Origin of the sequence: Streptomyces hygroscopicus subsp. hygroscopicus, from assembly GCF_030269125.1 — a bacterium.
GTDB lineage: Bacteria > Actinomycetota > Actinomycetes > Streptomycetales > Streptomycetaceae > Streptomyces > Streptomyces hygroscopicus_C.
The window spans coordinates 323,013-345,989 of record NZ_BSSM01000004.1; the positions used below are offsets into that span (position 1 = coordinate 323,013).

Genomic DNA, 22,977 nt, shown 5'->3' on the forward strand with positions numbered 1-22,977 from the left:
GCCGCCGTCGATCCTCGCCCGGCCGCACACCGGCGTGGAACTGCCCGCGCAGGCACGCGGATCGGCGGCACCAGCCGCTCTCGGGGGCGGTCGGCGGGCGGCGGGCGGCGCACCGCCTCTTGGCGGCCGTGCCTGCTTTCGTTCCCGGGATCGCCGCTGATGGCGTGTGATAAAAAGCGCGGTGTGGATGCTGCGTTGACTGGGTTGCTCGGGACGACGGTGGGCGCTCTCGCAGGGTTCGCCGGAGCGTGGCTCGCCCAGCGCGCGCAGACGCGGATGCAGCGAGAGGAACGTACCCACCAGGAACAGGTGCGGTGGCTTGCCGACAAGAAGCCGCTGTTTCGAGATCTGCTGGTGGTCTTCCGGCGGTGGCGCGAGGCGTTGTTGGACCCGGACACGGGCGCGGATGATCTCGACGGTCTGCGCCGATCGGCACTGAAATGGTCGGTGGAGGCGTCGTTGATCGCCTCGGAACCGGTACGACTGGCCCTCGACGAGGTGCGGGCCGCGTTCGAGGCTATGGAGACCGGACTCCGCGACGGGCGCGTGCAGGTGGAGGAGAGCGGCACGGCGGCGCGGTTGAGCAGCGGGCTGTCCGCGCTGGAGGACGCGATGCGGGCCGAGCTGAAGGAGATACTGCTCAGCCCGCGCAGGAGGACTCGACCGGAGAGACGGGTACGTGCCACCGACCCGCGCACACGCACCGGAGGGCTGGCCGGCAACAGCGGTCTCGGATAGCCGACTTCAGGCGGCTTCCACCGTCAGCAGCCCTTCTCCGCGCTGGTCGGCGCCCACCGGCATCGTGGCAGCCAACCGCTGAAACGCCCGCGCTCACCTGTCCCAGCGCCGCCTCGTCACGGAGCCGCCGTCATCCCGGCCTACGCGAGGCCGCCGACGAAGACCCTGACGCACTCCCGACTCGGGAATCCCGGGACAGTGCGCGTTCCCTGCGCCCGGCTCGGCCGGGGCGTCCACGCCGGGCGGATGGCCGGGGCGTCCGTACCGGGGCGGACGTATGCCGAGCACGACGAGCGGCCGGCGACGATCCGTGACCAGCGTACGGCGCTCGGGACCATCGGCTTTCTCGGCGACGCCGCCGGCGCGGCGGGGGAGCGGCCGAGGGCAGCGTCCGGACACGATGGAGCGCCCCGATCGCGGGTACGGCGAAGTTTCCGCAGACGTGCGCTTCACCTTTCGCGCACCATCCGCGCCGACTCGGTGACCGTCTCGCTCGCGGTCACCGAGCCGGCATTTCCTCAGAAGTCCCTGAACGGGGTGATGCATACAAGGTGGCCGGGAACGACCGTCTTGATGATCACCACGCGGTCATCATGCCGGAAGATCCGGACGACCACGTGCCGATGCACGAAGAAGCACTCCTCCTCGAACCGGTGCTGCCGGTGCAGCCGGAAGACGTGGGTGTGGTTGCGGTCACCGAACCCGTGGCCCGGCCGGACGTTGCCGAACCCGAATCCGTTGTCGGATCCCGAATCCGTTCCCGGCTGCGGCACAGGGCTGGAGACGGGTGGAGGCGGGCCCGGTTGCGGGTCAGCCATAGCGGGCGCGGCCCCCGTGAACGCCACTCCCACTGCCAGCAGAGGGACGATCGTGGCCGTTGAGAGACGCATGGTACGTGCCTCCTAAACAGGCTTGCTGCATATGCACTACCTGTACGTATCCGGCGCCCTCGGAGATTGCGTGGCTCCCGTTCGTCTGGTTGGCCCCCGGAGACGCGCGCCGCGGGGCCGATCGGAGGGATCGCCGACTCGTACCACCGGTCCTCCTGAACTCCCGGGCTCCTCCTTCACCCCGGACGCATTCCTGGGGTCGGGCTGCGCCCGCGTGACGTGAGCGGACGTCGCCGCTCCAGGGCCGCCAGGCAATGGCCCACTGCCGGAATCCCGACGGCATCCTCATCCGTATCCCTCTCGGAGGGAGGCCCGTGGCGGACACGGGACGGTTCCGACCGCACGCGGGCATACCCCGAAGGGGATGAGCCGCATGACTATCTCGGCACAGACAACCCGCGGCAGAGGCAGGAACACGACACTCCTCCCCGCGGCGCTGGCCGTCGCCGCCGCTCTGGCCCTGGCCGCCTGCTCCGGCGGGGGCGGTCACGCGGGCGGCTCGGCCGGTTCCGGGACCGGCAGGACTCCCACGGGGACGCGTGTGACGGTCACCGAGACGGAGTACGCGCTCAAGCTGTCCCGGTCGTCCTTCACACCCGGCACCTACACCTTCGTCGCGCGGAACGCCGGCAAGGTCACCCACGCCCTGTCGGTGGACGGGCCCGGCGTGGAGGACGCCGGCACCCACGGCATCCGAAGCGGTCAGGAGGGAGTGCTGAAGGTGTCCCTCAAGAAGGGCACGTACGACGTGTACTGCCCGGTCGACGGGCACCGGCAACTGGGGATGGACCAGCACATCCAGGTCCGCTGAACCCATGACGAAGGGCGGCCTGGCCCGGAGACGAGGACGGCCCGGAGGCCGCTTCCTCGATGCCGTCCGGGTAGCCGCCGAGGAATGCGCGGTTCAGACCGCGGACCAGTCGGGGGCCACTGCGGCCGGCGGGTCGAAGGGCGGCTGTGCGACCGGAGCCTGGTCGGTGTGCGTAGCCGTACCCGTCCAGCGGGCGCTCGCAGGCGGTCGGCCCGCGCTCGGGCCAAGGCGGCCCGGACGGATCTTCCTCACCGGCCGCCTCGCCCATCTGGCGACCTGGCGGTGTTCGCCGCGGCCGTAGCCCCTCCGGCGGGCCGCGCCCAGCCTGCTCGGCGCAACCCAGAGGCCAGACCGGGCATCACCTCGAACGCTGCCCTCCGGGAGCACTCGGCCGCGCCGATGAGCGGACACGTCGTTCTGCCGGCCCGCGGAGAAAACCCGTTGCGGATGACCCGCATCGGATGTCACATTGATCGGCCACCGATCAGGACGGGGAACATGAGGACATCGCTGCCCGCCCCCTCGTTGCACACCGCTCGCCTTCGTCTGCGTGCCTTCGAAGACGCGGATGCGAACGACCTCTTCGCACTGCACAGCAGCGGCTATGTGCTGCGCTACTGGGACACGCCACCGTGGAGCGAACGCGCGCGCGCCGAGAAGTTCATCACGGCCTGCCGGCAGATGGCACAGGAGGGCACCGGGGCGCGGCTGGCGGTGGACCGTGCCTCCGACGGGGCGTTCCTCGGCTGGTGCAGCCTGAGCAAGTGGAATCCGGACTACCGCAGCGCGTCGCTCGGCTACTGCTACGGCGATGCGGCGTGGGGCCACGGCTACGCGACCGAGGCCGCAGGCGCTCTGCTGCGGTGGGCGTTCGACACGCTGGATCTCAATCGCGTCCAAGCCGAGACCGACACGCGCAACGTGGCTTCCGCCCGCGTGCTGGAGAAGCTCGGCTTCGTGCGGGAAGGGACGTTGCGGGAGGACTGCGTCGTCAACGGCGATGTCTCCGACTCGTGGGTCTACGGGCTGATCAGGCGGGAGTGGGAGCCGCCGTCCGAGCCGGTCCCCGCCCGTTGAGTTCCGTGGCTCGGAGCCTCACCCGGCCGGGGTTCGCGGTCGTGTCGTCGATCCGTACGGGATCGCCCTCTTCATGCTGCCCACGCCGAGAACCGCATCTCGGCGCCCGGTCCCGGGCGCTGGGCGCCTTCTCGTCCAGCGGTTCCGTGACCAGGTGATCGGATCCGCTCAGTGATACCGCGGCCGGATGATCGGATCCGCTCAGTGATACCGCGGCCGGATGATCTGTCCCATGAAGGCGGCTGCGGGAGTCCCAACCGCTCCGGCTGAGTGACCAGCCGGCCGCTGCCGGGCCGTGGGCCCGGACGCACGCCGAGCACGATCGCTCCGGCCAGCGGCCACTGCCGCTCGCTCGATCCGGCGGATGCCGAGTTCCGCTGGTCGGGCGGGGTCTTCCCGGAGCGGATGTCCGCCGCTGTGGGCCACGACCCGGCCGGCCTTCTCGCGAAGTGGCGGCGACGTGCACCGCCGTCGACGACGCGCTGCCGCGGTCCACCCCGGCTGCCATGGGGCGCTTTAATGCCCAGGTGGTGAACTGGACGCTGATGCACGACTGCTACGGGGACGTCGAGCGCGTCCCCGCGCTCCTGGGGCGGGTGGAGTTCGACGACAACGCCGAAGCATGGGAGGAACTGGGATACCGGCTGGTCCTCGAAGACGACCTCGTCTTCCCCGCCGGCTTCGCCGCCCTGCCGCGCCTGGTGCGTCTCGCCCCGCGGAGCGCACGGGCGCGTGGACTGGCCGGCACGATCCTGCGACGCGCGGCAGGACACCATGGCTGCGACGATCTGCTGGCGGACCGCGCCGACGCCATCGCGGAGTTCCGCGAACTGCTGGACCGGCACCTGCGATCGCGGCCCGCCGGCTACCTCGCGTCCTTCCTCGATCTGCTCGCGGCCAAGGGGGAGTACCACTGGAGTGCGGTCCTCGGGGACTTCACGGACGACTTCTACCACCTGGCCTGCCCCCACTGCGCCGTGGAAGTGACGATCGCCATCGGCGAGCACGGGTGCTATTCGGCGATCCGTGACTGGCACCTGGGCGACGTGGACCGTCGCGGCCTGCGGCCGGCGTCCGCCGAGGAACTCTCCGGCACCGGCCGGTGGATGTACGAGACGGCCGTCCGCGACGGACAGGAGTCACTCGCCGACGGAATCGCCCACCTCTTCGGCAAGGCCGAATGCCCGCACTGTGCCAGCGTGTTCACCATCGCGGACGAGTACGCGTCCGCCAACCGCCCCGTCCTGCGGTAGGCCGGGGCGAATCGGAAGGAAGCGGAAAGGGGCAGGAGCGGAGCCGCGGCCGGACCGCGGTGACGATCACCGTGCCGTGGAGGACGCAAGCACGTTCGTCGAAGCCGGTCGCTACGGCGGGGAAGCCTTTGTGGGCGTTGATCGTTCGCTCGACCTCGTTTCCACGGGCGTACCGGACCCGGTCGAAGCCTGCGGGCCCACCGGCCCTGCTGCCGCGCTCCTGCCGACGGACCTGCTGGTCGGGGCGCTCGGGCGTGGTGTGCTTGAGCTGCCGGCCTCGCAGACGGCGGCGCCTTCGGCGGGAGCCGCGGCCATGGCCGCCGCTGAGGCGGCTGGTCTCCGGACGAGTGCGAACGTGCCCGTCGGCCGGGCCCGGCACACCGACGCTTCTCCAGCACCGGGAGCATCCGCGGCCCGTCGCCGGCCTGCGCGCGGTGATCGGTAGGGCGGGCGGACACCGCCCGCCCTCACCCGCGGGACGAATCGTCGTGGCCGGTCCCCGGGGAGGGCGGCCCAGCCCCTCGACGTCCCGATGACGAGCGGGCCGACTCCGCCACCCGGGGAATCGCGGAGGCCGTCCGCAGCACCGGCCGCCTGCTGGTGGCCCGGCAGACCAGAAAAGGATCCTGCGGGCCGCCCAGGCCGACGCCGATACCGAGGGCTGCCCGGACCGGACGATGGCGAGGGTCGCCTCGCCCCGCGTCCGCCGGATCACCCCGCCCCACACCGGACGGAACGACCACCAGTCACCCCGTCACGCGCCCTCCGGCAGCTCCCGACGAAGCGCTGTCAGCCGGCGAGCAGCGCCTCCACCGGCGAGACCGGGTCCCAGTCGGGGTCGAGGCCGGTCAGTCGCTCGGCGACCCGGCGCCAGGCCACCGGGTCCGTGCCGAGGCCGGAGCGCACGAGATCCGCCAGGACGGTGAGGGCCTCGGCGGTCTCGGGTGGGGCGTCCGTGCGGCGGGCGGCGCCGCCCAGGTAGGCGAGCAGCCGCGCTGCCGGGGCTGCGAGGCGCACCAGGTCCGGGCCGTCGAGGAGCCCAGCCCTGAGCAGCCCGTCCATCTGGGTGGACGGCGCGCAGTGGAACAGGCCGCCCAGACCGTGCCGGGCCCGCTCCCGAGTGAGGCGCGCGCCGCCGGGCAGACCGTCGGGGCCCGGCTCGGGCAGCAGCGCCGCATGCCGCAGCCCCACGTCCTCGGGTACGCCGTCCAGGCGGACGAGGTCCTCCCAGTACGGGAGCGGGTCCTGGGCATGGGCGGCTTCCAGAGCGGCCCAGTCCACGGGCTCGCCCGGCGGAAGGGATTCGACGAGGTCACGTGCGCGCGCGGCGCTCTGGGCACGCCGCAGCTTCCGGACGAGCTTGTCCGGCGCCACCTCGCGGTCGAGCCGGGCGCGAAGGACGTCCGCGGGGTCGGCGGACGCCAGGGCCTTCGCGCATACGGTGGCGGCGGAGGGCCCCAGCACGTCCCGCCCCGCGAGCCGCGCCAGCCGGCCGGCACCGCCGTGTTCCAACAGTCGCAAGCAGCCGAGCAGTTGATGCCCGAGGCCAAGTCGCCGGCCTGCTTTTTCCAGCAGCTCCTCCACGAGGTCGGGTTCGGCGGAGCGCAGCCACACCAGACCGCCGGCCGGCCAGGCGGAGCCCTCGGCACGCCAGTCGGCCAGTACCCGGGCACCCAGGGACGGCCGCCCGGTGCCGGGCCGCGACCGGGTCACGATCCGGTGGACGGCGGGACGGGGTGTCCAGTGCCGCAGCAGGGCGAGGTCGACCTCGGTGTCGTCGAGGTCGACGAGGCCTTCCACCGCGCTCCGCTCCAGCCAGCGGGACTGGGCGGCGAGGACGCGCAGCGCGTCGTGGTCGCGGTCCGCGAGCAGCCGGGCGAGGGCGGCGCGCGGGGTGCGGTCGTAGCGCAGCAGGTACGCGGCGAGCAGCCAGGGTCCGTCGGGGCCGAGCCGGGGAAGTACGGCGTCGACCACCTCCGCGTCGGCGAGGCAGAGCAGGGTGCCCTCCGGCCATGCCCACAGATGATCACCGCGCTCCAGAAGCCTGATCGCCTCGTCGGGGGTGCGCGGCCTGGTGCCGCCGAGGGACGTTCCCGCGCTCGCCGTCGGGCCGTCTCCGGACTGTGCGCGCTCCACCAACGCCGCCCAGGTCAGCCCCTCCGAGGCGGCTTCGGACGCCGTCACGGTCGCGGCCAGGCGGAGCCAGGCGTCGGGGTCGGTGCCGAGTTCGGCGCGCAGTCGACGGGCGAGCGCGGTCCGCCAGGCGTCGGCGAACGCGAGTCGCCTCCAGTCGTGGGGCAGCAGGAGAAGGCGCCGCGCGGGCAGCAGGGTGAGGAGTTCGCCGGAGGACAACACGCCCTGGACGTAAGCGCGTTCGGTGTGCTGCGCGCCGGATCCGTACGTCTCGGGGAGCCGCGCGCGCACCTGAGCGAGGCTGGGCGCCTCGTACGCGAGACCGTTCCCGGGCAGGGGGATGTCCTGGAGGGCGCAGGCGGCGGCGAACCAGCGGGGGAGGGCGAGGCCGGGCGCGGTCGCCGGCTCGTACTCGGTCAGCGCGCGCAGCACCCGGGGATCCCTCGGCCGGGGCGCACCGTCCGGGGCGAGGGAGTACAGCAGGTCGAGCGCGGCCAGAGCGTGCACACGGTCGCTCCGGTTGCGGGACACCCGGGGCGCGGGTTCCGATGCCGGGGTGACGGGCTCGGCCGCCGGTTCGGGCTCGGCGACGGCCTCAGCCGCGGCTTTGCCCGCCTCGGCTATCAGCTCCGCGACCGTTCCCCGGTGTTCGGGCAGCAGGACATCGAGCGCCGCCCAGGCTCGCTCCTGTTCGTCCAGATGCGCCTCCGTCAGCGCGCGCAGCTCGGCGAGCGCCGCGGCGCCCAGCAGATCCCGTTCCGCGAGGCGAGCGAGCGCGGCCAGGGCGCGGGCGGCAGGGCGCGCGGTGCCGATCAGCTCGACCGGGTCGAGAAGCCCCGCCGCCGCCATGCCCTCCGCCCAGACGGCGGCGCTCCCGTCGAGTTCCTCCTCCGCGAGGCGCCGCGCGGGCGGGGTGGTGTTCCCCGCACGACGGCCCCCGGCCCGCCACGGCTCGTTGAGGACGCTCAGCCGGAACGCGTGGCGCTGCGCATCGCTCGCCGCCTCGTGGCGGGCCAGCTCCTCGCAGGCCTTGGGCATGAACGGGGTCGCGGCATGGGCCGCGGCGAGGGCGCCGAGATCATGGGTGTACGGCTCGGACAGCAGGTGACGCAGGGTGCTGGTGCCCCGGGCTGTGGCGAGCAGCGCGGGCAGCCGGCCGGGGTCCGCGTACGGCTCGCCCTGCGCGCGCAGTCGGCGCGGCCCGTCGTTGTCCGGGGCGGCCAGGGCCGCGAGGACCGTGTCCACGACGGACCGGCTGAGCCAAGGGGCTGCGGCGGGGTCGTCGAGCAGGGCGTGTACCGCGTCCGGGCCGCTGCGCTCCCAGATCCTCAGCAGGGCGTACTGCTGGGCGACTTGGCGCGCGCCCCACCGCAGTGCCGGCACCACGAGCTGCGGGTCGCCCGAGCCGAGCAGCGGGGCGAGCCAGGTGCGCGGGACCTGGCCGTGCGGCGCCGTCAGCTCGGCGCGCAACGCGTCGTCCAGCGGCACGGTGTCGAGCCGCTCGGCGATGGTGCGGCGCAGGGACTGGGTGGTGCGCGGGTTGCGATAGACGGCCGCGGCGACCTGGGCGTCGCCGACCGCCACCAGCCGGGCGAGGACCCGGGTGTCGAGCCGGGGATGGCGGGCCAGGGCTGCCCGGGTGCGGGTGTCACCGTGGTGGACGACGGCGGTGAGGAGGGCGGCCCCCGGCAGAGCCCCGCCGGCGAGAAGCTCCGTCGTCACCCGCTCGGGCAGCGCGGCGAACGCGGCGGCGGCATGCTGCGGCTCCGCGTGTTCGAGGAGCAGGCCGAGCGTGCGGTGGACACTGCGGGGAGCCGGAGGACGGAGCGCGTCGTCGGGCGTCGACGGCACCGGCGGTGCGGCGAGCAGCTCGGGCAGACTGCCGCGGTGCCCGGCCAGCGCGTCGTGAAGCCCGCACCAGCGGCCGGCGTCCGCACCGAGGTGGCGCCTCGTCAGCTCACGGAGGAGCGCGGCCGTCTCGTCGTCGACTCCACCCGCGGCGGCGACCTTGGCCGCCACGGAGCGCGCGGGCCGCGCCCCCTCCACCGCCCGCAGCGCGGCACCACTCCTGGTGCTCGCGCCTTCCGTGTCCCGACCGGCGGCGACCATCTCGCGCAGCAGCCGCCCGGCCGCCCCCACCTGCGTTTTCGTCATGGTCGCCATGGTAGACACGGCACCGGCGTCCGCCTCGGGGCTTCGCGTCTCAGACCTGGGGAGCGGCCGTGGTCGACGGATCGCCGCACCACGGCGCCTCGGTGCGGCGATCCGTTGGTGGAATGCGCTCCCGCTCTCGACCAACCCGACGACGTGGTGGACGAGTGGTCGCACCGCCTCACATGACGGCAGCGGAGCCTGATCCCGCGCACCCCGTCGCGGCTCACGCTTCAGCGGCGACGGCCTTGCCACCAGCGGAACCGGCCTCCTGGCTCGGGGTTGGGAAGATACTCGACGAAGAGGCGGAGGGTTTTGACCGGAAGTGCGGTGTCGCTGTGGTTGAGGGCATGTTCCAGTCGGCGGCGGGCCGCGAGGAGATAGGGGGGTTTGAGGGCGCTCAGCCGGTCCTTGACATGATCGGTCAGTCCTGCGTGATGGGCGGCCACCATGACCCGGAGATAGGTGGCGCTCCGTTTCTCGCTGTCGCTGAGAACCGTGCCGTGCGTCTCGTCCAGGATGCGCGTGATGACAGCGTGCTGGTGGTTTCTGGCCAGGGCTTCGAACAGCTGCCGGAGCTCCGTCCACGGGCGTTCCCTGACAGCGATCAGCAAGTCGGAGAGTTCGCGCCCGACGTCGACATCCGAGTGCCGATTGCCGGGGTCTTCGAGGGCGGCGACCAGCGCTGCCGTCTTTTCAGCCGGACGTTCCGTGGCCAGGAGTTCCCGAAAGGCCACCGCGTCCTGTTCCCGGTCCCGCAGGGCGTCGAGGATCAGCAGGCAATCCCTTGGGGGTCGGTGGACGGCGGCCAGCTTCAGAAGCTCGTGCTTGCGCGAGTTCTCGCCGTCCTGCCCCAGGGCCGCGATCTGCCGGATGAGCGCTCTGACCGGTCCAAGGGCCCGTGCGAGTAGCTCGTCGGTCGCGTTCCTGCCAGGGTGTCCGGTGCCTGCGCGAGGGCGTTCCTCCCATGTGATCGAACGCCCCTCGTCCGGTCCTCCGTCCTGGCGTGATCGGTCTGCTTCGGTTGGGACGTACGCTGCCGAGCCTCGTTCGCGTGCCTCGGAACCGTGGCCGTGCTGGAGTAGCCGCAGCCTGTCGGCGACTTGGGTGGCCGAAGAGGGACGGTGCCTGGGGTTCTTGGTCAGCAGGGAGATGATCAGTCGGTTCCACTGCTCGGGAAGATCAGGTGACAGGGTGCTGGGGGCGGGCGGCGCGTCGTTCAGGTGGGCCAAGAGGAAGCCGACCGCATCGGGAGCATCGAACGGCAGCCGACCGGTGACCATCTCGAACAGCAGACAGCCGACCGAGTACAGGTCGCTGGCCGGTTCCGGACGGCCTCGGGCCTGTTCCGGGGCCATGTACCGCGGGGTGCCGAACACGGCTCCGGTGGGTGTCAGCCGGGAGACCGTCGCGGAGCTGTTGAAGGCGCTTGCGATGCCGAAGTCGAGCACTACCAAACGCTCCTGCCCAGTGATCATTATGTTGCCGGGCTTGATGTCCCGGTGCACGATGCCCGCCTGGTGGGCGGCAGCGAGCGCGCGGCAGATCCGTTCACCCCAGCGGGCGGCGGCTTCGAGGGGCACCGGGGTCCCACGCAGCCGCGTGTCCAACCCCTCGCCGCGCACCAGTTCCATGACCACGAACGGTGTGGGCTGATCCGCGATCGTGGCTTCACCGAGGTCGTGCACCGTGACGATGCCCGGATGCTGCAGCCGGGCAGTGAACCGCGCCTCCCTGAGGAAACGGTCACGCACTTCACCGGCCCCCGCATTTCTCCCGGCCAGGGCTGAAATCAGCTTGACGGCTACGGGACGGCGCAGGGCCCGGTCGTACGCCTCCCACACCTCGCCCATCCCGCCTCGGCCAAGCAGGCGCCTCATCTCGTACCTGCCATCGAGGATCCGCTCCACCACGCCCCGTCCCTTCGCCGGCGGTCGATCGTGGCCCGCCAGCATAAAGCCGATCGCAGAGGCGGATATGACCGCAGACGGTGACGGTCTCATCGGCGGTTTCACAAAGACGTCGTCGGACGGGCTCCGTCATGGTCCATGGGGATCAGATCCAGCGGTAATTGGTGTCGTCGAGGGCCGGAAGGAGGGCCACGGCGGCATCGAGCGGTGCGGTGGGAGTGGCCAGCGCGGCGAGCGGAACCGGTGGAAACAGTGCCTTGTCGTCCGTGTCCTTGTAGTGGCTCCAGACGAGGTGGCCGGCGCCGGCGGTGTCGTCGTGCTCGACGGTGCGCAGACGGGCACGGGTGGGCTTGTCGATGTGCACGCGGAAGACGAGGTGGAGTTTACGGGGCGGGGTGGAGCCGGGGCGGGTGATCATGGCGTCCTGGATCCAGGTCAGATGCGGGACACCGGTCGCATCCGTGAGATCCAGACCCAGCTCTTCGTCGAGTTCGCGCGCGAGGGCCCGCTGGATGGGTTCGCCGGGTTCGACGTTGCCCCCTGGCAGGGTGTACTGGTCCTGGCCGTCCTTGGTGCGGTGGATCAGGGCGATCTCCTCGCCGTTGAACAGGGCTGCGGCGACGCGGATCTTGACACGGGTGAACGGCTCGGCAGAAGTCATCGAGGGTGTCTCTCCTTTGGCGGGCGAGGTGTCGTGGTGTCCCTTGGACGCCCCGAACCTAACTGCCGACGAATCCCGCTGACTCTCCGACCGCCCGCGTCGGACCAACCAGTCACCGGGGCGGAAGCCGCGAGTCGAAGACCTGCGCGGGGACGGCGGTTGCCGTCGGCGTTGAACTGGTTGATCCGTCGCGGAACGCGTGGTGGATTGGTGCTGGCCGGCTTCGCGTCGCTGGCGGTGGCCGAGCTGGTCGCGGCGGCGCTGCGGCCGCAGGCCGGTCCGGTCATCGCGGTGGGTGGGGCGTCCATCGACGCGACGCCCGCGCCGGTCAAGGACTGGGCGATCCGCCACTTCGGCGGCAACGACAAGCTCGCACAGCAGTTCGGCATCCTCGCCGTGTCGGCCGTACTCGCACTGACTCTGGGTATGTCGGCGGTGCGTTCCCGGCGGGCCGGAGCCGCCGGGGTCCTTCTCCTCGGGGCCGTCGGGGCGGTGGCCGCCGTCAGCCGCCCCGACTCCACCGCCGTCACCGACGCGTTGCCCTCCGTCGTGGGGGCCGCTGCGGGGGCTCTGCTTCTGTACGTTCTGACGGGCCGCCTGACCGCGGTCACGCGGTCACCGGCGCCGGCGCCCGGGTCGTCCGCCGAGGAAGCGGGAAAGGGTCCGCCCGCATCCGGAGGACGGGACCGGCGGGGATTCGTCCTCGCGGCCACCTCTGCCGCGGCGGCCTCCGCCGCGGTGGGCGCGGTCGGCCGGTCACTGAACGCCTCGCACGGCCAGGGCGCGATCGCCTCACGCAGCAAGGCCGTGCTGCCGCGTCCCGGGTCACCGGCGCAACCGGTACCCCGGAGGGCCGGACCGCGCGTCCCGGGAACCAGCCCCTTCGTCACGCCGAACGCCGACTTCTACCGGGTGGACACCGCACTGGTGGTACCCAGGGTGGACGTCACCGGCTGGCGGCTGCGTATCCACGGCGAGGGCGTACGCCGTCCGGCCACGAGGTCATGCGGTCACCCCCAGGCAGTCACGGAGCCGGATGAGTCCGTCGCGCAGCCCGGTCTTGACCGTGCCGAGCGGCAGCGCGAGCGCCTCGGCGACCTCCCGGTAGGTCAGGCCGCGGTAGTACGCCAGAGTGACCGACCGACGTTGCAGCTCGGTCAGGGTACGCAGGCAGCGCCGCACCTGCTCCTGCTCCAGTCGGCTCTCGACCTGCTCGGTCACCTCGTCGTAGGCCGGCCGGTGTTCGAGCAGAGCGGCCTTGGTGTCGCGGGCCGCCGCGGCCTCCACCGACCGGACCCGGTCAACCGCCCCGGTGAGCGAGGGTGAGGATCCAGTTGATGGCGGTGCCACGCTCGGGCCGGTAGCGCGGGGCCGTGCGCCACACCTCCACCAGCACCTCCTGCGCCACGTCCTCCGACTGCGCCTGGTCGCGCAGGACCGCCCGAGCGACCCCGAGGCCGGAGCTGGCCACGGCGTTGTAGACCGCCGCGAAGGCCTCCTGATCACCCAGGGCCACCTCGTGCAGCAGGTGCTGGACGTCAGGTTTCGCGGCTGGGCTCGTGCCGATATGCACAGGTTCCTTCACTGGTTTCTCCCGTTGGCGTGGCAGGGCGGAACATTCCCGGGTATTCCGGGGCCACGCGAGCCGCGGATTGGTCGCGTGCGAAGGGCGGGCAGCATACGGCGCCTCCCGGGACGATCCACGCGCCGTCGCCGGGCACGGGCGCAGCGTGCCGGTGCCCGGGGAGACCGTGATCACGGCTGGTGGCGCGGGACGCCTCCCCGTATCCCGGCTCGTCACCCACACCCGCGGTCGTCGCCGACTCCTGTCGCGATGCGGTCCGGGAGGGGCTCGGCGATTCTGAAGACGTAGGCCAGGTGTCGGGAGGAGCGCCTCATGCCGAGGGAGACGATCCGCAAGGAGGCTGCACCGCCTGTGACGCCGCACCTCACCGACTACGAACAGGCTCGCTCCGATTTCACCTGGTCACAGGCGCGCGGCGCGCTGGCTGGTCTGCCGGGCGGCGGTCTGAACATCGCGTACGAGGCGGTCGACAGGCATACGGGGCAGGGCCGCGCGGACAAGCCCGCCCTGCGGTGCGTCTCCCGGGACGACACCGTCTCGACCGTCACGTACGGGGAACTGGCTCGTCGTACGTCCCGCTTCGCGAACGTCCTGCGGTCGCTCGGCGTCGGCCGTGGCGACCGCGTGTTCACCCTGCTCGGTCGATGCCCCGAGCTCTACACCGTGGTGCTGGGCACGCTGAAGAACGCCGGCGTGCTGTGCCCGCTCTTCCCCGCCTTCGGGCCGGACCCGGTGGAACAGCGATTGCGCCTGGGCGACGCCAAGGTCCTGGTCACCACCGCGACCCTCTACCACCGCAAGGTGGCCGAGCGCCGGAGATCGCTGACCGGGCTGGAACACGTGGTGATCGTCGGGCCCGGTGCCGCGGACCTGCCCGGCACGGTCTCCTTCGACGAGCTGATGTCCGCCGCCCCGGACACCTTCACGATCCCGCCGACCGCGCCCGAGGACATGGCCCTGGTGCACTTCACCAGTGGCACCACGGGCACTCCCAAGGGCGCCGTCCACGTCCACGAGGCGGTGGTCGCCCATTACGCCACGGCCGCGTACGCGCTGGACCTGCACCCCGAGGACGTGTACTGGTGCACCGCCGACCCCGGCTGGGTCACCGGCATGTCGTACGGCGTCATCGCCCCGCTCGTCCACGGCGTGACGGTGGTCGTCGACGAGGGCGACTACGAGGCCCGGCGTTGGTACCGCATCCTCGGTGAGCAGAAGGTCACCGTCTGGTACACCGCTCCCACCGCTCTGCGGATGCTCATGCGCGTGACCCCGCGCGAGGGCCCGTACGACCTGCCGCGCTCCTACGACCTGTCGGCCCTGCGCTTCATCGCTTCCGTCGGCGAACCCCTCAACCCCGAGGCCGTGGTCTGGGGCCGGGATGTGCTGGGGCTGCCGGTGCACGACAACTGGTGGCAGACCGAGACCGGCTGCATCATGATCGCGAACTTCGCGGGCTGCGACATCCGGGTCGGCTCGATGGGACGCCCCCTGCCGGGCATCGAGGCCGCTGTGCTGCGGCAGGGCGAGGACGGACGCGCCCTGGTCGTGGACGGCAAGGTGCGGGAGGTGGAAAGCCACGATGTCAGTGGCGAGTTGGCGCTGCGCCCTGGCTGGCCGTCGATGTTCCGCGGCTATCTGCACGACAAGGAGCGCTACGAGGCCGCGTTCGCCGACGGCTGGTACCTGACCGGCGACCTGGTGCGGCGGGATGCGGACGGCTGGTACTGGTTCGTGGGCCGCGCCGACGACGTCATCAAATCGGCGGGCCACCTCATCGGCCCGTTCGAGGTGGAGAGCGCGCTGATGGAGCACGCGGCGGTCGCGGAGGCCGGAGTGATCGGCCGGCCGGACCCCGTCGCCGGGAACGTGGTCAAGGCGTTCGTCTCGCTGCGCCCCGGCATCGAGCCGTCCGCGGAGCTGGAACGGGAGTTGCTGGCCTTCGCCCGTCGACGACTGGGTCCCGCGGTCGCGCCCAGGGAGATCGCGTTCGACGAGAACCTGCCCAGGACCCGCAGCGGCAAGGTCATGCGCCGGCTGCTGCGTGCACGTGAACTCGGGCTACCCGTAGGGGACTTGTCCACCTTGGAGGGATCCGCATGAGTCTGGCGCGACCCGCACGCACCCGGCAGGCCACGGCCGCCCCGAAGCCTGCGCAGAAGAGCGCGAGAAGCAGTCGGGCTCCGCGGGCCGTGCCTCCCGCCGGCCGGCCGGCTGCCCGGCACCGGGCGGACCTGCTGGAGGCGATGCTGCGCATCCGGCGCTTCGAGGAACGCTGCGTCGAGCTGTACAGCGCCGCGAAGATCCGGGGCTTCGTCCACCTCTACATCGGCGAGGAGGCCGTCGCCGTCGGCGTCAACGAAGTGCTGACGCCCGAGGACGCGGTCGTCTCCACCTATCGCGAACACGGCCACGCGCTGGCCCGCGGCATCACGGCCGAGGCCGTCATGGCCGAGATGTACGGCAAGACGACCGGGTGCAGCGGAGGGCGGGGCGGATCCATGCACCTGTTCGACGCGAGCCGCCGCTTCTACGGCGGCAGCGCCATCGTCGCCGGCGGTCTCCCCCTGGCCGCGGGTCTCGCCCTCGCCGGCCGCATGCGCGGGCAGAACCACGTCACCTGCTGCTTCTTCGGCGACGGGGCCTTCGCCGAGGGCGAGTTCCACGAGACGGCGAACCTCGCCGCGCTGTGGAATCTGCCGTTGCTGCTCGCCTGCGAGAACAACCTGTACGCCATGGGTACAGCCCTCGCCCGCGAGCACGCGCAGGCCGACCTGGCCATGCGCGCCGCCTCCTACGGCATGCCCGCCTGGGCCGTGGACGGCATGGACGCCGAAGCCGTCGAACAGGCCGCACGGCGGGCCGTCGAAGGCATCCGCGCCGGCACCGGACCCCACTTCCTGGAGTTGCGCACGTACCGCTTCCGCGCCCACTCGATGTACGACCCGGACCGCTACCGCGACAAGGCGGAGGTCGAACAGTGGAAGGCCCGGGACCCGATCAACCGGCTGACGGACCGCATGCGCGAGGACGGCCAGCCGGTCGACGAGGAACTCGAACAGATCGAGCGACGGATCACCGAGGAGATCGACCACGCCGTCGAAGCAGCCGAGAAGGCGCCCGAGGAGCCGGCCGAGAACCTCCTCCGCCATGTCACCAGTGCTCGGCAGGGAGGGTGAGTCGGCTGTGGGCGCCAGCGGGACGGCAGAGCCGAAGACGACCTACCGGGAGGCGATGCGCGAGGCGATCCGGGAGGCCCTGCGCTCGGACGACCGCGTCTTTCTCATGGGCGAGGACGTGGGCCGCTACGGCGGATGCTTCGGCGTCAGCTTCGGCCTCCTGGAGGAGTTCGGCCCCGAACGCGTCCGCGACACCCCCCTGTCGGAGTCCGCGTTCGTGGGCGCCGGCATCGGCGCGGCCCTGGCCGGGATGCGGCCCATCGTCGAGATCATGACGGTCAACTTCAGCCTGCTGGCGCTGGACCAGATCCTCAACAACGCCGCCACCCTGCTGCACATGTCCGGGGGCCAGCTGCCCGTGCCGATCGTCATCCGGATGACCACGGGCGCCGGACGGCAGCTCGCCGCCCAGCACTCGCACAGCCTTGAGGGTTGGTACGCCCACATCCCCGGCATCCGGGTCCTCGCCCCCGCCACCATCGAGGACGCCCGCCACATGCTGGCTCCGGCGCTCGCCGACCCCGATCCGGTCCTGATCTTCGAGCACGGAAGCCTGTACGGACTCGCCGGCGAACTCCGCCCGCCCACCCGCCCCGTGGACCTGGACCACGCCGCGATCCGCAGGCCCGGAACCGACATCTCCCTCATCACGTACGGCGGTTCGCTGCCCAAAGCCCTCGCCGCGGCGGACGAACTTGCCGCCGAGGGCGTCGACGCCGAGGTGATCGACCTGCGTACGCTCCGGCCCCTGGACGACGCGGCCGTCGCCGCCTCCGTGGCTCGTACCCACCGTGCGGTGCTCGTCGACGAGGCCTGGCGCACCGGAAGTCTCGCCGCGGAGGTGTCCGCCCGTATCGCCGAGCGGTCGTTCTACGAACTGGACGCACCCGTCGAGCGGGTGTGCAGCGCGGAGGTGCCCATTCCCTACGCCCGGCGGCTGGAGGAAGCCGCTCTGCCGCAGAGCGCCGACATCGTCGCGGCCGCACACCGGGCGGTGGACTGAACCATGGCCGAGTTCACCATGCCCTCCCTGGGCGCCGACATGGACGAGGGCACGCTCCAGGAATGGCTCGTACAGCCCGGTGACGTGGTGCGCAAGGGCGATCCGGTGGCTGTCGTCGAAACCGCGAAGTCCGCGATCGAAGTGGAGTGCTTCGAGACCGGCAGGATGGGGGAGCTGCTCGTCGAGCCGGGCACGACGGTGCCGGTCGGCACGCCGCTCGCGCTGATCGAACCGACGGCGGAGGGCGCCGGGAAACCCCGGAAGACCGAGGACGAACCGCCGGTCCGGCCCGTGCCCGCCCCGGTGTCCGCGCCGACCGCGGGCCAGGACCGCGGGCACATCGAGGCAGGCCCCCTGGTCCGACACCTCGCGGAGCAGACGGGCGTCGATCTGGAGGCCGTCCGGGGATCCGGGCCCGGGGGGCGCCTCACCCGGACCGACGTCGAGCAGGCGGCGGCCGCCACGACGGCGGCTGCGCGGGCGCGGGTACGGGCCACCCCGCTTGCCCGTCGGCTTGCCGCCGAACGGGACATCGACCTGGCCACGGTGACCGGCACCGGCGGGGACTTCGCCATCCGTGCCGCGGACGTACGCGAGGCGGCCCCCCGCCCCGAGGCCCCGCCCCCGCGGCACCCCGCCGCCCCGGGGCGTCCCGCGCACCCTCCGGAGGACCGGACGGCAGCCATGCGCCGGGCGATCGCCGGCCTGATGACCCGCGCCAACCGGGACATCCCGCACTACTACCTGTCCACCACGATCGACATGGCCCCGGCGATGGAGTGGCTCCACGAACACAACCGGCGCATCCCCGTCGCCGAGCGGATACTCCCTGCGGCCCTGCTGCTCAAGGCAGCCGCCCTGGCGGCCCGAGAGGTGCCCTCGCTCAACGGCTTCTGGGCCGACGACCGTTTCACCGCCGGCGAGGGCGTACACCTCGGCGTAGCCGTGTCCCTGCGCGGCGGAGGTCTCGTCGCCCCCGCCCTGCACGACGCCGACGCCCTCGAACTCGGGGAGCTGATGACAGCCCTGAAGGACCTGGTCGCGCGCGCCCGCACGGGCAGGCTGCGCGGCTCCGAAGTGTCCGACCCCACGATCACGGTCACCAATCTCGGTGATCAGGGCGTGGAAACGGTCTTCGGCGTCATCTACCCGCCACAAGTCGCCCTGGTCGGCTTCGGACGGATTGTCGACCGGCCGTGCGCGGTCGACGGCCTGCTGGGGGTACGGCCCGTCGTCACGGCCACCCTGTCCGCAGACCACCGAGCGACGGACGGCGCCGTCGGAGCGCACTACCTCACGGCCGTCGACCACCTCCTGCGCAACCCGGAGCAGCTGTGAACCGAACCGAGGCACTCGACGCGGTCAAGGAGTCGATCGCCCAGGCCGTCCCCGACGCCGACCTGGCCGGGCTGGGGCTCGACGACCCCTTCAGGGACGCCCTCGAAATGGACTCGCTCGACTTCCTCGGCTTCATCGAGATCCTCAGCGAACGCACCGGCGTCCGCATCGACGACGAGGACACCCCCCGCCTCACCACGCTCTCCGGCAGCGCCGACCTTCTCGTCGCCCGCACCGAGTGACGGGCGCCGTTGCCCTGGTCGGCACGGCAAGCGGGTTCCGGCTGAACCGGATCACCGCCGAGTGCCGCTCTCGTCGCGGCTGCTGCCGGGCTACGTCCCCCGGTACAGCCGGTCGAGGTCGACGAGCACGACATGCCCGTTGGCTTCGGCCGCGCGGAGCGCGGACGTGAAGCCGACTCCGCTGTAGCAGGCGGGTCGGGTGTGGGCGACGTCCTCGCCGTGGGCGGCGAGGAGGTCGAGGAGGTGACGGAGTTGTTCCAGGTGGTGCAGGTCCATGACCTGGTCCCAGCGCGCCGCACCCACGGACAGCAGGGCCGAGGGACGTGTGCCGGCCGGGCCGCGTACGACCACCTCCGCTTGCGTGTCGGGGCCGGCACGGCGCGTCGGGTCGGGGAGCGATCCGTAGGCGGCCGTCGCGGGCCGCGCGCCGAAGACAGCCGGGTCGGCGAAGTCCATGACCCAGTCCCGGCAGATCCGCGCGAAATGGGGGCCGACCACAGCGGAGTCGAAGACGGGACGCATGCGCCGCCAGACCTCGTCGCCGCCCTGCTGCTCCAGCGCCGGGCGACGGGACCAGACGGCAGCGTGCTCGAAGGCCAGCAGCGGTTCGGTGATGCGCAGCCGGACCAGGTTCGGACGGAAGGCGTCGGGCTCGCCGTGCAGCAGACCGTTGTCCCGCAACAGCGCCAGACAGCGGGCGGCATCGGTGAGCGGAGCGCCGAGGTGCTCCGCGATCTCGCCCTGTGTCGAGCAGCCCGAGGCGATGGCGGCGAGTGCGGAGTGGCACAGTGCGCGGTCCCAGTGGTCGGTCTCCTCCTGCAGCAGGTGATGTGCCTCGAGGAACAAGGGAGTCCGGGGGTTGAGCACCGTTGTGCACACCCAGGCGTCGAAGTCGTCCGGCCCGCCGGGCGCGCGTTCCCCGCCGTAGCCCCAGTAAGCGGGCGTTCCGCCGACGACGGCATGGACCAGCAGCGCGAGGCGGGGATCGTCGATGTCCCACAGCCGCGCGGCCTGACGGTAGTCCAGCGGGCGGAGGGTGAGTTGCAGGTCGGTCAGCTCGCGCAGCGGTGAGGCCGCGCTGAACAGTCGGTGCATCACCGGCAGGGTGCTGCCGCTCAGCACCAGGCGGGCGCGGTTGCCGGGGTCCGTCTCGCGCAGACGCCGGTAGGCGCTGTGGATGGCGGAGGGCAGCGGGGGACTCTGCCGTACGAGGTCGGGGAACTCGTCGATGACGATCGGGACCGGCCGCCGGTCTCCCAGCGCGAGCAACGCGTCGACGGCCTCCCCCCAGTCGTGCCAGGGGCTCGCCGGCCTCGTGCCCGTGAACTGGGACACTTCGTCGGCGAGCCGACGCAGGGACTCGGCCTGGGTCGCCGACTGCGCTCCGAAGTAGAAGCCGCCCAGGGCTGCGGTGAGAGTCTTCAGGAGGTACGTCTTGCCCTGCCGCAGCCGTCCCGACACCACGCCGAGGCCGGGTCCGGGCCGGGTGTCACCGGCGAACGCGACGAGCGCGTCCCACTCGGCGTCGCGGTCGAAGACCGTCTTCGGCTTCGCGGGACGGGAAACGTCGGACGGCGACACGACTTCTCCCCTCGCTCGGCGGCGCTCCTGCCACCAGTACAACGTCGATTGCCGCGCACCGCGACAGGAGCGGCCACGCTCGGACAGCAGGTCAGGCCCTGAGGGCGCCGCCTCCGTCGCCCGAGGCGTCTCGGCCCGTCAGTTCCTGTCCGCCGTGCCCGCGTCCGTCGTGGACCTGCGGTTCCGCGCGCCGAACGAGTCTGCCGGTCGGTGGTACGCACCCCCGCGGTGGCGGCCGGCCCTACGCGACCCTGTCGTCGACGGCGTAGTCGATCAGCGGCCTGACGGTGACGACCCCGTCCACGCCGTTGGCGAGTCGTTCGGCGATCTGGGCGGTGCTGCGGTTCTCGACCTCGCCGCGCAGGGTGACGACACCGTCGTGAACATGGACCTGTACTTCCGTGCCGCCCAGTCGCAGCATCCCCCTCAGTACGTCGTCGCGGATCTCCTCGCGGATCTCGTCGTCAGGGCGCAGGAAGACGCGCAGCAGGTCCGAGCGGCTGACGATGCCGATGATCCGGTCGGTCTCGTCCACGACCACCAGCCGCCTGACCCGGTGATGGTCCATCGTCCGGGCCGCCTGGGCGACCGGCCAGTCGGCGTGCGCGGTGACCACGGGTGTGGTCATCAGCCCGGCGGCGTTCTCCGCACGCGCCTTGGCCCTCTCGTGCGGCCATCCGGCGGGTACTTCCCGCTCGCCGTCCCCCTTGGGCTGCTCGGTCTGCTTGCGGAGCAGGTCGGCTTCGGAGACCAGTCCCATGGGCGCACCACGTGCGTCGGCCACGGGTACGGCGCTGATGCCGTGGGTGGTCAGGACGGAGGTGATCTCCTTGAACGGGGTGTCAGGGCCGATGGTGACGACATCGCGTGTCATCACTTCGCTGACGGTGCTGTGCTGGGCGGACATCGTGACAGTTCCTTCCTGCGTGCGCGCGTCGCGCGGACGCCGGCTCGCGCCTCCTGCTCCGGCCTCACCGAACGCCGTCACCGGGGGAGGACCCGAGGCGCGAAGGCAGCCGTCCGACCCGTCGATCGCGTCCCTGCGGACGCGGTGGTTCAGCCCTCGATCTCGATGTGATGGGGCTTGGCCGCCTGAGCCTTGGGGACGGCGACGGTGAGGATGCCGTCGGCAAGGGTGGCGTGCACGTCCTCCGTCCTGACGTCGGTGGGCAGCAGAGCCCGGTACTCGAACTGTCCGGAGCGGCGTGTGGTGCGGCGCAGGACGCCTTCCCGTTCGCGCTCCTTCAGCTCCCCGGTGATGTGCAGTTCCCGTCCGCTGACCTCGACGTTGATGTCCTCGCGCTTGATGCCGGGCAGTTCGCACTCGATCTTGTAGGCATCGTCGGTCTCGCTCAGGTCGGCCAGCGGCGCCCAGGCCATGGACTCCGTCCAGGACGGGGCGGCGGACTCCAGGAACCGGTTCATCCGTTCGAAGAACTCGTCGAACTCGGCGGCCAGCGGCGGGTAGGCCCGCTCCAGCAGGTGGCCGTGCCGGTGTCGTGCGGGCAGAGTCATGAGGCTCACCTCCGCGGATGTGAACTCCGAAAGCCATGTGACTCCCTCGCTCTCCATCATGAGCGGAGGCCGCCCGGTCTGCGACTCGCACCCGCACGGCGCGGTCGCCGTGGGAGGGCGCGCTGTGACGGCCGACGACCTCAGGCCGTGCGAAGGGCGGACGGGGCCGTCCGTCCCGCGGCGGAACGGCCGCCCTCACGGACGCCGAGCCGGGATCAGCAGTGGGAACGCCGGACAGCCGAGCCGGTTACTCGATGTAGATGTCGAGCACCCGTGCGGTCGAACACTTCGGAGACACGGCGACCGGCGGCTGCCTCGACGACAGCTTCGCCTACGGCTTCCGCGCACTCGGCCGCAGCGCGGCCTCGACACCAGACCCGGCACGGACGCGGCGCCGAAGGTTCCGCATCCGCCCGGTCCGGGAGGCACGGGCCGATGCCGTCGGGCCCCTTCCGGGCGGGGGCGGCCGCCTGCGGCGACTCGCGTGAGATCATCCGTGCATGAGCAGCGATCCGGAAGTAAGCGCTCTGGCGATCAACGTCGTGATCCCGCAGCCGCTCCGCTGGACGGACACCCGACGCGGCGAAGCGTTCACGCTGACCACGCTCAACGTCCGGCTCCTCCCGGACGGTCATCTCGCCGTGAAGGCCTACGGCAGACCGGTCGGTGGCGGTCGCGGCGCATACGTCTCGTTCCCGGTGCCCGACAGACCCGAACTGGCGGCCCTGGTCTCCGAAGCTGCCGGCCGTGCCGGGGCGTTGTGGGCCGCCCATCGTGGTCTCGCCTGATCTTCGGGCGCGTATGGAGGTCGTGATCGGTCTGCGGCAAACGCCTCGCGGCGGGGCCTGGACCGGCGACCCACCGCGTGACGCGACCTGCGACCACCTGACGAGGACGGGAAGTTCGTCGA

The 22,977-nt window shown here is 72.0% G+C and carries 17 protein-coding genes and 2 pseudogenes; 11 read left to right on the top strand and 8 right to left on the bottom strand.

Going from position 1 to position 22,977, the window contains the following annotated elements; translation table 11 throughout:
- The first annotated feature begins 195 nt into the window (after nt 1-195).
- The gene (locus QSK45_RS12260) at nt 196-738 is read left to right on the top strand and encodes a hypothetical protein (RefSeq protein WP_285556040.1); all 543 of its coding nucleotides are present in this window, start codon (nt 196-198) and stop codon (nt 736-738) included.
- Nucleotides 739-1,256: 518 nt separating this feature from the next.
- On the opposite strand, the gene QSK45_RS12265 is transcribed toward QSK45_RS12260, so the two are convergent.
- Complete coding sequence (locus tag QSK45_RS12265; RefSeq protein WP_285556042.1) at nt 1,257-1,628, bottom strand: hypothetical protein; 372 nt, start codon at nt 1,626-1,628, stop codon at nt 1,257-1,259.
- A gap of 373 nt (nt 1,629-2,001) precedes the next feature.
- On the opposite strand from QSK45_RS12265, the gene QSK45_RS12270 reads away from it, so the two are divergent.
- From QSK45_RS12270 to QSK45_RS12280, 3 genes are all read left to right on the top strand, one after another.
- Complete coding sequence (locus tag QSK45_RS12270) at nt 2,002-2,439, top strand: copper-binding protein (protein ID WP_285556044.1); 438 nt, start codon at nt 2,002-2,004, stop codon at nt 2,437-2,439.
- Between the two features lie 498 nt (nt 2,440-2,937).
- Nucleotides 2,938-3,516: a GNAT family N-acetyltransferase gene (locus QSK45_RS12275; RefSeq protein WP_285556048.1), complete on the top strand. Its 579-nt coding sequence runs from the start codon at nt 2,938-2,940 to the stop codon at nt 3,514-3,516.
- A gap of 449 nt (nt 3,517-3,965) precedes the next feature.
- Nucleotides 3,966-4,769: a hypothetical protein gene (locus QSK45_RS12280; protein WP_285556050.1), complete on the top strand. Its 804-nt coding sequence runs from the start codon at nt 3,966-3,968 to the stop codon at nt 4,767-4,769.
- A 789-nt stretch (nt 4,770-5,558) separates the two neighbouring features.
- Here QSK45_RS12280 and QSK45_RS12285 read toward each other — a convergent pair.
- The 3 genes from QSK45_RS12285 to QSK45_RS12295 all read right to left on the bottom strand — a co-directional run bounded on the left by QSK45_RS12285 (nt 5,559) and on the right by QSK45_RS12295 (nt 11,624).
- The gene (locus QSK45_RS12285) at nt 5,559-9,056 is read right to left on the bottom strand and encodes a hypothetical protein (RefSeq protein WP_285556053.1); all 3,498 of its coding nucleotides are present in this window, start codon (nt 9,054-9,056) and stop codon (nt 5,559-5,561) included.
- A 230-nt stretch (nt 9,057-9,286) separates the two neighbouring features.
- Entirely contained in the window at nt 9,287-10,966 is a 1,680-nt protein-coding gene (locus tag QSK45_RS12290) for a serine/threonine-protein kinase (protein ID WP_285556054.1), read from the bottom strand.
- A 142-nt stretch (nt 10,967-11,108) separates the two neighbouring features.
- Entirely contained in the window at nt 11,109-11,624 is a 516-nt protein-coding gene (locus QSK45_RS12295) for an NUDIX hydrolase (RefSeq protein ID WP_285556056.1), read from the bottom strand.
- A gap of 180 nt (nt 11,625-11,804) precedes the next feature.
- Here QSK45_RS12295 and QSK45_RS12300 point away from each other — a divergent pair.
- Nucleotides 11,805-12,623 (top strand): annotated as a pseudogene (locus tag QSK45_RS12300) (molybdopterin-binding oxidoreductase); the annotation flags it as partial.
- Between the two features lie 3 nt (nt 12,624-12,626).
- Here the strand turns inward: QSK45_RS12300 and sigK are convergent.
- Nucleotides 12,627-13,209, bottom strand: a pseudogene (gene sigK / locus QSK45_RS12305) (ECF RNA polymerase sigma factor SigK).
- A 312-nt stretch (nt 13,210-13,521) separates the two neighbouring features.
- On the opposite strand from sigK, the gene acsA reads away from it, so the two are divergent.
- From acsA to QSK45_RS12330, 5 genes are all read left to right on the top strand, one after another.
- A complete protein-coding gene (acsA, locus tag QSK45_RS12310) occupies nt 13,522-15,312 on the top strand; it encodes an acetate--CoA ligase (RefSeq protein WP_285556062.1) in 1,791 nt (596 codons plus the stop codon).
- 143 nt (nt 15,313-15,455) lie between these two features.
- Entirely contained in the window at nt 15,456-16,388 is a 933-nt protein-coding gene (pdhA, locus tag QSK45_RS12315; RefSeq protein ID WP_490993558.1) for a pyruvate dehydrogenase (acetyl-transferring) E1 component subunit alpha, read from the top strand.
- A 55-nt stretch (nt 16,389-16,443) separates the two neighbouring features.
- Nucleotides 16,444-17,391: an alpha-ketoacid dehydrogenase subunit beta gene (locus tag QSK45_RS12320; protein ID WP_490993559.1), complete on the top strand. Its 948-nt coding sequence runs from the start codon at nt 16,444-16,446 to the stop codon at nt 17,389-17,391.
- A 3-nt stretch (nt 17,392-17,394) separates the two neighbouring features.
- Nucleotides 17,395-18,729, top strand: a complete 1,335-nt coding sequence (locus tag QSK45_RS12325; protein ID WP_285556069.1) for a dihydrolipoamide acetyltransferase family protein — start codon at nt 17,395-17,397, stop codon at nt 18,727-18,729.
- Nucleotides 18,726-18,971, top strand: coding sequence for an acyl carrier protein (locus QSK45_RS12330; protein ID WP_285556070.1), 246 nt, complete (start codon nt 18,726-18,728; stop codon nt 18,969-18,971). Before QSK45_RS12325 ends, QSK45_RS12330 begins: the two co-directional genes overlap by 4 nt.
- A gap of 90 nt (nt 18,972-19,061) precedes the next feature.
- Here QSK45_RS12330 and QSK45_RS12335 read toward each other — a convergent pair whose 3' ends face one another.
- The 3 genes from QSK45_RS12335 to QSK45_RS12345 form a co-directional block, all read right to left on the bottom strand.
- Nucleotides 19,062-20,552, bottom strand: a complete 1,491-nt coding sequence (locus QSK45_RS12335; protein ID WP_285556072.1) for an AAA family ATPase — start codon at nt 20,550-20,552, stop codon at nt 19,062-19,064.
- Nucleotides 20,553-20,793: 241 nt separating this feature from the next.
- Nucleotides 20,794-21,459 carry a CBS domain-containing protein gene (locus QSK45_RS12340; RefSeq protein WP_285556075.1) on the bottom strand — a complete coding sequence of 222 codons (666 nt, stop codon included), beginning with the start codon at nt 21,457-21,459 and terminating at the stop codon, nt 20,794-20,796.
- Nucleotides 21,460-21,608: 149 nt separating this feature from the next.
- Nucleotides 21,609-22,067, bottom strand: coding sequence for an Hsp20/alpha crystallin family protein (locus QSK45_RS12345; RefSeq protein ID WP_285556077.1), 459 nt, complete (start codon nt 22,065-22,067; stop codon nt 21,609-21,611).
- Nucleotides 22,068-22,567: 500 nt separating this feature from the next.
- On the opposite strand from QSK45_RS12345, the gene QSK45_RS12350 reads away from it, so the two are divergent.
- Nucleotides 22,568-22,855 carry a hypothetical protein gene (locus QSK45_RS12350; RefSeq protein WP_285556079.1) on the top strand — a complete coding sequence of 96 codons (288 nt, stop codon included), beginning with the start codon at nt 22,568-22,570 and terminating at the stop codon, nt 22,853-22,855.
- Nucleotides 22,856-22,977 lie beyond the last annotated feature (122 nt).

Bases quoted from the DNA above. Each gene is read 5' to 3' on its own strand.
- QSK45_RS12285 (WP_285556053.1), bottom strand. From the start codon at position 9,056: ATGACGAAAACGCAGGTGGGGGCGGCCGGGCGGCTGCTGCGCGAGATG.
- QSK45_RS12265 (WP_285556042.1), bottom strand. From the start codon at position 1,628: ATGCGTCTCTCAACGGCCACGATCGTCCCTCTGCTGGCAGTGGGAGTG.
- QSK45_RS12275 (WP_285556048.1), top strand. From the start codon at position 2,938: ATGAGGACATCGCTGCCCGCCCCCTCGTTGCACACCGCTCGCCTTCGT.
- acsA (WP_285556062.1), top strand. From the start codon at position 13,522: ATGCCGAGGGAGACGATCCGCAAGGAGGCTGCACCGCCTGTGACGCCG.
- QSK45_RS12345 (WP_285556077.1), bottom strand. From the start codon at position 22,067: ATGACTCTGCCCGCACGACACCGGCACGGCCACCTGCTGGAGCGGGCC.
- QSK45_RS12325 (WP_285556069.1), top strand. From the start codon at position 17,395: ATGGCCGAGTTCACCATGCCCTCCCTGGGCGCCGACATGGACGAGGGC.
- QSK45_RS12270 (WP_285556044.1), top strand. From the start codon at position 2,002: ATGACTATCTCGGCACAGACAACCCGCGGCAGAGGCAGGAACACGACA.
- QSK45_RS12295 (WP_285556056.1), bottom strand. From the start codon at position 11,624: ATGACTTCTGCCGAGCCGTTCACCCGTGTCAAGATCCGCGTCGCCGCA.
- QSK45_RS12320 (WP_490993559.1), top strand. From the start codon at position 16,444: ATGCGCGAGGCGATCCGGGAGGCCCTGCGCTCGGACGACCGCGTCTTT.
- QSK45_RS12350 (WP_285556079.1), top strand. From the start codon at position 22,568: ATGAGCAGCGATCCGGAAGTAAGCGCTCTGGCGATCAACGTCGTGATC.
- pdhA (WP_490993558.1), top strand. From the start codon at position 15,456: ATGCTGCGCATCCGGCGCTTCGAGGAACGCTGCGTCGAGCTGTACAGC.
- QSK45_RS12340 (WP_285556075.1), bottom strand. From the start codon at position 21,459: ATGTCCGCCCAGCACAGCACCGTCAGCGAAGTGATGACACGCGATGTC.